The organism is uncultured Fibrobacter sp. (assembly GCF_946062555.1).
Taxonomy (GTDB): domain Bacteria; phylum Fibrobacterota; class Fibrobacteria; order Fibrobacterales; family Fibrobacteraceae; genus Fibrobacter.
This window is the reverse complement of record NZ_CAMGVQ010000083.1, coordinates 1-13,037: the sequence shown is the minus strand read 5'-3', so window position 1 is coordinate 13,037 and position 13,037 is coordinate 1. Positions and strand designations below refer to the sequence as shown.

General features: G+C 43.6%; 6 protein-coding genes. 4 read left to right on the top strand and 2 right to left on the bottom strand.

The genetic code is table 11. The annotated features are described in order from the left end of the window. Together Q0P86_RS15530 and Q0P86_RS15525 are read right to left on the bottom strand one after the other, a co-directional pair. The coding region (locus tag Q0P86_RS15530; protein WP_295040717.1) for a hypothetical protein at positions 1-950 on the bottom strand (950 nt) is incomplete at its 3' end. Positions 951-1,300: 350 nt separating this feature from the next. Further along, positions 1,301-2,323, bottom strand: coding sequence for a tyrosine-type recombinase/integrase (locus Q0P86_RS15525; RefSeq protein ID WP_295040715.1), 1,023 nt, complete (start codon positions 2,321-2,323; stop codon positions 1,301-1,303). A gap of 256 nt (positions 2,324-2,579) precedes the next feature. On the opposite strand from Q0P86_RS15525, the gene Q0P86_RS15520 reads away from it, so the two are divergent. Genes Q0P86_RS15520 through Q0P86_RS15505 form a run of 4 tightly spaced genes read left to right on the top strand, consistent with a single transcriptional unit; the run spans position 2,580 to position 12,905 of the window. After that, positions 2,580-3,158 carry a Tfp pilus assembly protein FimT/FimU gene (locus Q0P86_RS15520; RefSeq protein WP_295040713.1) on the top strand — a complete coding sequence of 193 codons (579 nt, stop codon included), beginning with the start codon at positions 2,580-2,582 and terminating at the stop codon, positions 3,156-3,158. A gap of 8 nt (positions 3,159-3,166) precedes the next feature. After that, entirely contained in the window at positions 3,167-3,718 is a 552-nt protein-coding gene (locus Q0P86_RS15515) for a type II secretion system protein (protein ID WP_290992811.1), read from the top strand. Beyond that, positions 3,715-5,181 carry a type II secretion system protein J gene (locus tag Q0P86_RS15510; protein WP_291023944.1) on the top strand — a complete coding sequence of 489 codons (1,467 nt, stop codon included), beginning with the start codon at positions 3,715-3,717 and terminating at the stop codon, positions 5,179-5,181. Before Q0P86_RS15515 ends, Q0P86_RS15510 begins: the two co-directional genes overlap by 4 nt. 14 nt (positions 5,182-5,195) lie before the next feature. Next, complete coding sequence (locus Q0P86_RS15505) at positions 5,196-12,905, top strand: hypothetical protein (RefSeq protein ID WP_295040710.1); 7,710 nt, start codon at positions 5,196-5,198, stop codon at positions 12,903-12,905. Positions 12,906-13,037 lie beyond the last annotated feature (132 nt).

The window sequence follows — 13,037 nt, the reverse complement described above, 5'->3', positions numbered from 1 at the left end:
GAAAACCGCTGCTTAGACTCCTCCCAACCCCTCCACACAAACTGCAGAAGCCTCTGATTAATTGTCATTATAGATCCGTTAAATTCTCCAATAACAACATCGGATGCTTGTTGTGACGGCGTTGTACACCTCCAAACTCCTCCAGTTTTGATTTTGACGATATAGCAGTTTCCCTGCGTAAATTCGATGTCGTATTTTTTTCCGTTGGCTTTCACGGTTGTTCCTGAAACGTAAGCTACAGAAATGTTGCATGATGCCGATTGACTTACTGAGTTGGTTACGGTTACCACGTAGCTTTTGGTTCCCGTAGCACCTGGTATAGAAATTCTTCCTGCGCTTTTAATGTTTCCTGAAGCAACAGTTTCAGTCTCGTCTTTCACGGTGAAACTACAACCATTTTTTGTGTCGCAATTTGTTAGTGATGTAATAGAGATGTTGGTTGTTCTAGATGCTATGGCTTTGCGCGTGCTTTGGCATACTATTGTTGGTAATTCTTCCGCCTTGCAGGGATTGTAGGTCTCAGTAATTGTGACATAACCCCAATCGTTAACTTTCAAATAGTAACCGCCATCAACTCTGTCAATACTTGATAAGGCGCTCTCGCATTTTGCGGGGTCGTCCCAACAAAGCTGTCCTGACTTGTCAACATTATTAATTTTATAGCCATTGTTAAAGTGCAATTTTGACACGCTTGTAAAGAATAGGCATCCATTAAATGAACTGTTATCAATATTTGTTGTTGTTATATTGTCTTTGCATCCATTTCCGCAGTAATCCTCGCAATGACATATATCGGTCCCTCCATCTGCGTATGTCACGCTGAATGTGCAGGATTTTGAATCGCTGCTTGTGGGGTCGTAAATAGTAAGAGTGTAGTCTTTTTTGCCCGAGGAGCTGGCCCCGGTAAAATTGATGCTACTGCCGTCATAGCTACTCTGTGGCGTACTCAAAATGGAAGATCCGTTAAGAGAAATGTCATAGGAACAGTCGGAATTACAACCACTTACCTGGTAGGGAGTGACTGTTACTGTACTGCCTTGCGTCACATTGGTTTGGTTTGCGATAGTATTTCCGCTTCCACTGTTGCACTGAACATCGAACGAGGGAGTGGTTGAGGTAAACCGAATCTCGCAAGATGCTGTGGCATAGTCGGTGTCGGACGATGTTCCGCGAGTAAGTGTCAATGTGTAGGTGGTGCCGGCCGAGGCTTCAGAAATAGCTTGAATGTCCGAACGGCTCCGTAACAGGCGCTTTACGCGTCTGTGTGCATTTTGGGGGCATCGATTATGGCCCTAGAGGGTTACTCATCTACTGCATCTACCCACTTCAAAAGATCCGCCTGCAGAATATGAGTGTATATGTCTAATGTCATGGTGCTAGAACTGTGACGCATCAGTCGCATGGTTATTCCCACGGGACAGTTGTGAGCGGCTAAGTTGGAAGCGAAACTGTGACGAAATTTATGGTTTGCAACCCAGCCCTCGATATGGAGCTTTTGACATACTTTTTTTAGCTCTCGGATAGACCGCTGTTTGCTGATCAGCAATCCAGACCCAAGCGGACCATATAAAGCAAGTTCTTCGGATAGCCTTTTCCCTATGGGAAGTACGGCTAATTTGTCTCCCTTTCCCACCACAAGAATGGATTTGCCGCGAATATTGTCATCAGTAAGGTTGGAAGCTTCGCTTATTCTAAGCCCCGCATAAGCCATAAGAGCCCATAGCATTCGTAATTCCTTGTCAGGAGCGCTCTCGACGATTCGCCGTACTTCTTCTGGACTCCACGAGTCCCTCACAGTTCGAACGGTCTTGCGATATTCAATAAGCTTGAAAGGGTGGACTCGGTCTATTCTGTTTTGCTTGTAAACCCAATTAAGAAAAATCCCGCAAACGCGGCATCGCTGCCGAGCAGATTTCTTGTGGAGTTCCAAATAATATTTTTGAGCATCTTCCACTTCGATTTTAAAAACATTATAAATCCCCTTGTTTTGGCACCATGTTATAAAATGTTCCAAGATTCGGTTGTATTGTTCTGCACTGTCCTTTTTTAGCGATGGTCTAGAAACGAACTCCTGGGCCAAGGAGCCCATGTCTTTGGGAATGGGTTTTTCCCAAGGAAGAGCAAATCGGAGTACAAGGAGACGTTGCAGGCATTGTTGCGCCACCGATTTGTTTGTTGTGCCCAGGGAACGGTAGTGGATCTGTCCGTGGCTATTTTCTCGCAGATACCAGACTTTGATTCCTCGGCTCTTATGACGCTGGATAATTGAAAGACGGTTCCATGATTCAACGGGGCTTTGCCCCGGTGTGCACGGTTTGTTCATCAGAAAGAAATCCTTGTATTATCAATGTTTTGGGGTCATCAAAGGGATTCCCAAATGTATTTTACTCCTTTATCAAAAGGCATTTTCTGTTAGAACAAGGATTTTTTTACATAAAATATAAAAAATCCTGCTAAAAAAGCCATTTTTGTCGTAAAACGGGTGCTTTTTAAATTTTTTGATACATTTGAGGAAAAAAAAGCTATTTTAGTTTCGGGTAGTTGTGTTCCTGGTAGAATGTTTGACGGATGTTGCTCCCATGCAGAGAAAGCATAGAAAAAAAGAAGGCTATACATTGGTCGAAGTCCTCGTGGTGGTGTCCATTATGGGGATTTTGTCTGCTATGGGCGTGGCCGGTTTGCAGCGGGCCATCGCGAATGCCCGAATTAAGGATGCCGCGGTGAATACGGCAGCCTTCGTGGAACGCGTGGCAAATTTGTCTAGCCAGCGTAATGAAGTATTGTGCATGAAGATTGATCCAGGGTCTCCACAAACGGTTATTGTGGTTCTTGATGATGAAAAAAAGGATTGTTCGTCGCCTAAAAATGGAGTTGTTGCAGAATATTCGATAGAATCCCCTGCGAAGTATGTTCAACGGAGTGCGGGATGTCCGTCGGTTATGACGGATTGGTTTGGACAAAATGCTCAAGTAGCCTTTAAGCCTCGTTTAGGTCTTGCTGCAACGCCTCCTGAAGGTGGAATTTGTATCCAGTATGGCGGTGACAATATTTATGGTGCTGTTCGTAAAGACAGAACAAGAAATAGGGTAATTCCGATGTGGAAAGCCGGTAACGATGGAACCCAGAATAGCAGCTGGGCCAACTGGACGGAATTGTAGGTGGTGTTATGGTGAAGGTGTATGGTAAATTAAATTGTTGTCGAAATACGCGGTTAAAACGTGGTTTTGGAATAGTTGAAGTTCTTGTTGCCGCCGCCGTATTGGGCTTCCTTTATATGGCGGTTCTTAACCTGCAATCGGGTAACCGTGATGCGTTGTTGCGTATCCGTGGTCGTGATGGTGCTACGGAAGTTGCGCAGAACATTATTGATTCGTTAGGCGCCTTGGGTATAGCTGGACTTTCTGATGATAAAATGCAGGAGTGTGACGAAAATGCTGGTACATATTGCTCGTGTGAACCGGGACTTCGATTGCCGAATAAAATTGTGACATCTAGGACCTGGAAAGGTCAGCCGGGTGCCATCGAAAACGATATGAATGTTGAATATACCGCTACCGTTACGGTGTCTCCAGATGCCGATTACGTAGCGAAAACTTCATCAATGCTTTTGGGCTCCGACAGCATTGAACATGTGTATGCAAAACGTCTTGATGTTAAAGTCTGTTGGCATTTTAAAAGTTCCGTTCAGTCCATTAAAGTTTCTGGGGTTATCAGATGATGGATCTATTCAAAAAAAAAAGCTCCCTCGAGGTAACCCATAAGTGCGGCTTCACGCTTATGGAACTGCTTGTTTATATGGCGATTGTGGGCATTATTGTCGTTGTTGCGGGAGAAGCCTTTAGTAATTCGACCAAGTTTCGTATCCGCACCGACAATATGATCAGAGCTACGCAAGAAGCCGAGAACGTAGCGATGCTTCTCAAGGAAGATGCCTCGCAGATGGGGGCAAAGAGTGCCTTGGACGAAATTGTCGAAAGTGGCAATGATGTCTTCAACGTGTCGCATATGTCCGAGGTCTATATAGATCCGGAGAATGTGGTTGTAGAAAATCGAGATTCGTCTTCATATCGAATGGTTTATGGCAATAAGCTTGACAGCCTGGTTTTTAGAAAAGTACGTTACGACACTTCGGGACATTATGAGGCTGTTGAAGAAGTCGCCTGGTTCTTGGAATATGAGAGAAAAATTCCCGGAACAAACGATTCCTTGTACCAACTGAAAAGACAATGCGTAATTATCGATAAAAAATCGTCAGATGTAGAAGATTCTCCCTGTGCGTCCAAAGGTTCGACGGGGAGCTCAATCGGTGATTCTGCTGTGATAATGGCTTCGGAGGTTAGCGCCTTTAGAATACTTCCGGCTATTCCTCGTGTTCGAAGCGATTCGGATACATTGGAATATCGAAAGGAACAAATTTTTCCTCTCGATGATGGCGATGTATTCAGGTTTTTCTCTCGACATTCAGAAAAGGATTATGCACCTCTTACAACGAGTGCTGGCGGCTCTTCTGTGACGTTAAGCGGCTTTTTCTCAAACTATGACCTTGTGAATGGACAAATTTTGGATGAACACAATAGAAGGCGTCATCAAGTGATTGCTCTTTTGAATGATGGTAACAGCGGGTCTTCATGGGCCGGATTGTGCGCTAGTTCGGGGAACAATTTTACGTTCAAGCCTAAGGAAGAATACGAAATATCGTTCAAGATTCCGTATTCCACAAATGGTGCGGATGGTGGAACAGAAAAAATGCAAATGTTTGTTCCGGGGCGAGACGACATGCATGTGGGCTTTATTGACTTAAATGGACAAAGACCTGCTGAAATTGAAGATTTTATGTTCTATCCGCCGACAAGCTCCAATGCGAGTAGCATTGAACGTGTGATGCGTTTCTCTGTGCGAGATACGGTGAAAAGGGTTTGTCTTGCGTTTACTTTTGCGGTGTATTCTCCTGTGGTTGGAAATGGCAGTTTGACCATATCTAATCTTAAAGTGAAACGGGGACTTCATTCAAACTACCGTTTTGATGAATCCAAACTTGAACTTCCGATTCAAGACAAGAAAAATGTCAAGGCTCTAAAGTTGCAAATGTCCGTAAAGCGTGGTGTGAAAAACGGCAACAAGGGTGAAACAAGCAACGTAGAGTTGGTCATTCCCATTCCGAGTAATGGTCCTAGAGATTAAGCAAGGAGTTTCCTATGCAGACGAATTTATATAACGTCATTAAGAATGGCTTTGCCTCCGAAAAATCTATGAAAGCCGGCGTTTCCTTGATCGCTGTGCTTTTGTTTATGTTGATGGCGACGATTGCGGCAACGGCAACATGGAAATGGATTACCAGTGAAGGGTTTTCAAGTCAGAGCCGAATGATAAAACGAGAAGCGTCTCAATCTGCTGAGGCTGGCATCCAGGCGACACGTGCATGGATGACTTACCATGCAAATGATGTTGGTGCCTTGATTAGGGAGTATCAGTCTAAAGAAAATAAGAATAAACCTATTAAAATAGATAATCAGTTTGCGGAGTTTAAGAAGGCCGGACAGGAATATGATGTTTGGCTTACGGGTGTTAATACGGAAAATACTACTTATAAGTTAAAGATTCTCTCCAAGGGAAAGGCGCGTAGCGGAATGGGTTATCATTCCGAGGTGGCTATTCTTAAAGTAGATGGCTTGTATAAGGTGAAAATACCTTCTGATAAGAAAACGGCTCATTATGATTTTGATTATTCGTATTTTGGCGGGTCAACAGAAAACCATGGTAACATGAATCCGACTTCAATGTTGGTCAATGGAAACTGGAAAGGAAACCCCAATACGGTGACAACCACTTTTGTTGTGACTGGCAATGCGGAACTATCAGGAAGCAATTTACATGTCGGAAAAACGGCTTGCATTGGAGGAAATCTGTCCTCGAATAATGGCTTTACAGGACAGGATTTATATGTTGTTGGAAACGCCTCCAATTTTACGGCGAATCTATCTGGCAACGTATATTTTGGGGGCAATGTAAAAATGGGATCTCAGGCGAATCCAGGATTTAACATAGGTGGAAGTGTTTTTCTTACGGATACTATGACTACAAGCCAAGGTGAATTTGCTCCTGTAATTCATGGAAACTTTTGTACAGATGAAAATGCCTTGTTGCTTTCGAATGGAACGAATAATCCGTTTACGGTGAAGCAAAATGTTTGGTTGCCGGGACCGTTTAACGTCGCTTTTGGTAGCTTTGATTGGAATGCAGGGAAGTATAGCGTTGAAGATGATGAGTATGTTGATCAAAGGTATAATAAAATCCTTTTTGCTGATAGTACCGGTACGGCGTATATAAAATATGGACGTCCTTTTAGCGACTATACCCAGTTGCGTACAAGCGACCGCTTTTTTACTCAAAATAGCAATGGGAACAAAAAGTGTGCTGAGGTCTTTTCCGGTTTCGGATTCGGCAATTATGCTTATTGTGCCACAATGGACTATGGAGGCTGGGATTGGACCTGGGACTGGAATGATGAATGGATAAAGTGGAATGCGGTTGAATACACTCCTTACAAATGGGAACGGTCTAGCGGCGAGAATAAATTCTTCTTGTATGACACTCGTAAAACGGATGTTGAGTATAGAAGTTATACGCGCAATGATTTGCAGTCTTTGAAGGGCGTGTATCAGGGAATACCCCGGTTTGGTGCGTCAACAATTTATGGATATTATGTGGGGGGTGAACCGTTTTACTATCAGGATGTAAGCTATACCACGACAGGAAGTGGACCGTGGGCTTTGACAACGGTTTCTTTGACGGATCGATATACCTATTATAATTATAATTGTACTGGAGTTAATTGCGGCTACGAACGAAAATTGGCTATTGGGTCTCCGTATTGCAGCCGAGATCAAATATCGAGTGGAAACGATCTTCGCCCCTTCTGTTCGGTTCCTTCATGGTTTAAAATTACAAGCGGAGCCCTGAGCAATCAGGACCCTGTCAATTTGGAATGTGGCGAAACAATCAAGGAGGTTTGTGATACCATTTGGACAAAAAAACAGGGGTGTGATGGAGCTAAGTATAAGGTAGATGATGTTTTGAAAAATTCTTATGACGTGTTCCATCCGTATGCGTCCAAGGGATGTGCCGCAGATATTACGACATGGAGTAATGACGTTGTTACGAAACTGAATAATTGCTATTCCGAACTTTCTACTGGAGGATTGTCTTCCGAGAATCTCTTCAATGGTTATTTGGTGGTTAGCGTTCGCAGCGAAGGGAAAAAGGATCCTGAAGGTACGCTGAATGGAAAGTTTATTATCATATTTGAAGATGATCCTGGACAGAATTCTTTCCCGCCGACGACGAATGATTCGTATGTGTTCCTGTACCTGCGTAGAGGTGGAACCGGGTCGTTGCAACCGACTGTTGCGGGAAATTATAATTACTTTATTTTTACCGATGCTACGGTTTCTAAGCTTTTATTCAATAATACGGCTGAATTGCATGGCTCGGTGTATGCCAAGGCTGATGGTTGTGCAAAGGTCAGTGAGATGACCATTGATAAGATTACGACTAATCAGCCATTGATTAATGATCTTATTGAAAGTGGGGTCCTGTGCCCGGCAGATGCGGATGATTGTGGAACACCGATTTCTCTCAAACCGGCGTCGTCATCGTCGTCAGGAAGTGAGGATATCTCTGTTAGTGTTTTTGGTGCTGCAGATTCGTTCTATGTGGCGAGTGCTCCGCAGTTGAAAATTTCGTTGGAATCCCAGTACAAGAATAAAGAGTCCGAATCGCAGTTAAAAAACACACTTGAATTGGGAGGCTCGTTTATAGTTCTTCCTCGTGTAATTTACATAACGAGAGACCCTGTTGGTGAACTTAAAGATTATTATGGACTTGTTGCGTTGAATAGTAGGCATCCTGCTGTTCAGAGCTCCATCACCTGTGATGAAAGTACCATTAGAACGTCTGGAAAACTCCATGACAATACTAGTGGATTAATCAAGGAAGGTTACCACACTTGTGTGGTAACAGGTTCTGTTGATGGATCCGAAAGTAAGGTGCCGTTTTATTTGATTGTGAAAGGGAACCTCGCAAATACAACTGAAATAGGCTTCTTACAGACTAGCGTTGAAGTAAATAACAATGGCTCTACAACTCCGACGCTGGTGTTGTCTAATGGTCCTGCGACACAGTCATACTCGGTAAAAGTTACGATTACACCTGAAAGCCATGACGGCTGGGTAATTACACCTAAAGATGGTGTAGCCTGTGACAACGCATCGAATCCGACATCCTGCGTTGTGACGATTGCGACTGGTGATGCGTCCAAGCAGATATTTGATGTCGTTAACAATAATGCTTCTACAGGGTCGTTGCAACTTCAGGTCGTTGGTGGTGATAATTATATTCCCGGAACAAGCAACAATACAGAAACAATCTTTATGGCGACATCGGCGAACGTCTTATTGGAAAACCTTGCAACTTATTGCCAGCGATTTAGCTGTGATGATGCGCTCCAGAAAAAGGCAAATTCCTTAGAAGTTCCTGATTGCTATTCTGCGAGTGCGTGGGTGAGTTTGCGTGCAACTGGTGGTGAATGTCAAAATGTAACGCCGAATCAGATGTGGATCTGTGATGTCGATGCAAGCGTAAGTTTGTCTGCAGGAACGGCGCCAAGCGGGTGCGAAATTATCATTCCTAGGGAGCATAACAGTTATGCAGCGCCATTGACTCCTAATGGTCAACATTACTTGTATGCAGGACTTAAAGCGATTAAGCAGACTTTGACTTATGGCTTTACTGGAGTGGCGGACAATGTTTCTGAAATGGTTATTAAGGTAGAAATCGAAGACCGTAACGGAAACAAACGAGAAGGCACTTGTACCTATTCCGAAATATCTTCTGCAGATAAATCTTGTACAATTGATGTTTATCGCGGTTCTGCGGTGACGCTTTCGTTGCCCAATAGTCCGAAACAGTTTAATCGTTGGACATGCGAATCGGGAGAATGTAGCTTCCTTACGAATGCGAACCAACAGACGATTGCGTTTACGGCAACAGGTGGCGCAGATATTAGAGCGCATTTCAACGAAAATGACAAGCACTGTTTCTTTGATGAATTTAAGATGGAACAGCTGTCGTGCGGGAGCGAGAAATATTGTGTATGTTCTGGTGCAAGTTGTGGCACGAATGAAAAATGGAAAGTGGTGCACGGTAGTATCAGTGATCTAGAATTGGATGCTGTGGCGGACAAAATTAGACTCTCTAGAAGTTCTGCCAGGAATAAGAAAGAATCTGAAGTGAACGATGTAACGGTATTGAGTTCTGTAGAGGCTGGACTTTATGGAACATTGAAGGCACAATTTAAGATTCCGAAAATTGATGCCAGGAATAATAATATTGCACGGTCGGCTGTGCAAAATTCTGGATTCTTGCTTCGTTCAGGGAATTGGTCGCCCGATAAAAAGGCGTTGTTCCTGAATGTGTTCTTGAACGAGTTCAATAATGTTGTTGCTCGAGTTTGCATAGATGGAACGTCAAATTGCATGGAATCCTCTTTGTATCATGATGGAAGGGCTTCGTATGCTAACGATAATTCGATAGTCCTGCTGAGTGCTTCGCTAAGAAATATCCTTACCAATAGTGATTCTCTTATTGTTTCGGTTATTCCGAGTACATGGAGCTCGACGACCTATAGGGCTACGTTTGTTTTGGATGATGAACACTTGAATGGTGTCGAGGAACTTAGAGATATGGTGAACCACCAGTCTGTTGGATACCGTTTGAGTTCTCCGGATATGGAACTTTATGGGATTGGCTGGCAAAGTGATGACTACAATGCGGAATGCTGGGAAAAACCGCCTACTGTAAAGTGCTCGTTCAAGGCTGCGTATCCTGGTGGAATTATTGAAAAAGGTGCTGAAGTTGTTCCGTGGGTGGGCCTTTCCGCTTGGTTCAATCAGGCGTATACTTGTACTCCTCATTACTACTATAATGGCGATGACGCGACATGCAATGGTTCGGTCCTTGATGGTTCGTTTAAGGAATGTACCTCGGGAAACTACACATTCAGTGCTGTTGGTCCACATGGTACATCAAATAGGGTGGCGAAGGCTGCCGTAGAAGGATGTGGCTTTAGTGATGAAAGTCGCCAATGGGCGAATGCCAGTGCGGAATGTGGTGAATTCTGGGTCGGAGAGAAAAATCCCTGTACCGAATCAACGGTGTTTACTTTGACGGACAACAGCAGCTCTGGAGGAGAATACTGGAATGCGGCTTCTTCTACAGTGAATTTGCGCGATGTTGTTTTGAATATTGAACTTTATAACCCGACGCAGAAAGAAATTGAAATATATCTGTTTAGTAGACAAGAAGAGGACTCGTATACATATGGACGCGATCCAATCTATAGCAAGTCCTTTAAGACGAATGCTAATGGACTCATATCTCTAGACATTTCTGAATTTGCAGAGGTTGAGGGCTTTGATCCTGAACATGTAGGCGGCGTCTATGTACAGAATGTGACTGATGGATTAAAGGCCGGGGTTTATAATCCGAGTTCGTCGCTCGAGGGTACGGTCAAGAGCATTGTTGCATCTTGTCCTCACGTGCTGAGCTTTGCTGGGTGCTATGCAAGCTTCAGTTCTTCGACCAATAAATGGACTTTACGTGCGATAGTCAATAATTCGGATAGAGCGGGCAAAATTGAAGTGAATGCGGGCGGATCGGCGAGCTTGTCGGCTATGGATCCGAAGCCTATGGTTTGTGGCGATGGTGTGACCGCATGTTCGTTTAGCGATGTTATGGGACGAACGTCCGTTGTGTTTACGCCATCTGACAACCCCTATGCAGAGAATACGGGGAAAAACTACGTGTTCACTTTTAATATGCAGTCAAATGATAATAAGCAGTCTGTTGAGCCCTGCGTAACTGATCCATATACAATTTCGACGATTAATGCTGAATGTAGTTTGAATAAAAATTCCGTAATCGTCGGTGCAGGCATACCTGTGGTAAACTATTCCTTGAGTGGTTGCCCTGATGAAAAGTGCGGTTACGAAGTTGTTCTTGTTGAAGCGGATGTTACCTTGGCAGAAAATAATGCAACAGGAAATTTTGCCAACTATACAACATTGACAAACAAGGCGAATACCGCAGAAAGTCCGCTACAGAAGGATGCCTCCTATACAATCAAAATGAAACAGAAGAATTCCAGTCGTCCTTTCAGTGATGTTACTTGCGGAACGTTTACCGTAAACGATGTAACCTCGCAGGAATCTGAAATTCAAGCGGGCCGTTGTGCCTTTGACAATGAGAACATTAGTATTGGGCAAAGCACGATATTCAGGGCCTCCAGTTTTAGTGGGACGCATCAATCTGCAGCGGTTCGACTCTTAGACGATGATGGAAACGAAGTGTCCTCGAATGCGTCGTTCTGGACGGGTGGAAACTATGAAGTTTGGAATATCTCGCCGACCAAGACAGGTTCGTTGACTTATACCTTGATTGTCAATGGTGGCCGCTCTTGTATAGCTATGTTGAATGTGAGCGCTCCGACTGCAACGTGTAAAATTCCTTCGTCGGTTGAACAGTGGGAAGATTTGACCATTGGCGTTAGCAATATCACTCCTTCTAATGCAAATATAAACTTGGTTATTTCGGAGAATGGAACGGAGAAAAAAAATACGACTGTTTGGTCGAATAACGGTTATTCGGATTCGTGGAATATGAGTGCCACAGGACAGTATGAGTACATTGTAACACTTGCTGGCCATGAAGTTTGCAAGGAGACTGTGACTGTGACCGGGGCTGTTGGGACTGCGCAATCTTGCAAATTTGCAAATACGTCAAGAGTCTATGGTGAAAAGGTCAGATTCCAAGTGGAAAAATTGAAAGTGCTGAAAGATGCTACTTGGGAACTTAATGACCCGAACGGCACGAAGGTTGCTGAGGGGACATATAATCAACGGTACAACCAGTGGTTCTGGGAGACAGGTGATATAAATGTGAAGGCCTCGGGAACATATACGTTAAAATTGAATGGCATTGAAGCGTGTTCAGCTGATGTGTCTGTTACTCAGCCGAGCGCAGAAAATTGCAGGTTGGATGCAACTACGATTCCAACGGGAAGTACTACGAAGTTCCGCTGGGATCTAAAGAATTGTAAGGAAAATCAGTGCTCTTATGAAATTCGCCGTGATGGAGTGCTGTTTGCGAGTGGCACAAATGTGCAAGAACAAAATGATCGCCAATATGATGTAAATGAAGGTGGCGAATATGTTGTCTGGCTCAATGGTGCTGCAACAAATTGTAAGCAAACGCTCAGTATTGCAACTTCGGGATCTTTAACCTGTTCTGTAGATGCAAATATTATAAAGGATGTGGCTTGGCAAAAGATAAAGGTTACGTCAACGCGAGTGTCAAGTAAATATGATTTATGGATTGATAATAGTATTGGTAAGTACTCAAATGGGTATGATATGAGTAATTTTGATATAGCTGAAAATGCGACTAATGTGGATGTTGGTGGTTTTACGTGTTCTACTGTAGGAAACCATACTTACAAAATAACTCCACATGGAAATACTACATCGTTGTGTAATGGCTCATTTAATTGTATCTCGGGGCCCAAGGCTGATTGTTTCTTTAAGTATAACAATGGTGGACAAACCGTAACAGGTCCTGTTCCTGCGGGAACGCAGCTGCAAATTTGTGTTGGTCCAAATATGGTTGATGCAAAAACGACGCTAAAGGGAACGAATGCAGATGGCAACTTTAGTTACGATTTATGGATACAAAAAAATCAAACTATTTGTAGTTACTTTGTAGCATCTTCTACTAGTGGCTCTTATACATTTAGTGTGGAGTATGATGAAAGCGAAGTTTGTAATAGTTCTCCGACACTAGTTGTCGAATAATGGAGAACGCCAATCGTTAGAAGATTACCGTTTTTACCCCGCCCCTTTTGAGGCGGGGTTTTCTATTTTCCCCCATATTCCCCCTATTGCACACTTTGCGAAAATTTTATATATTCATTTCCGAGTCTGCCC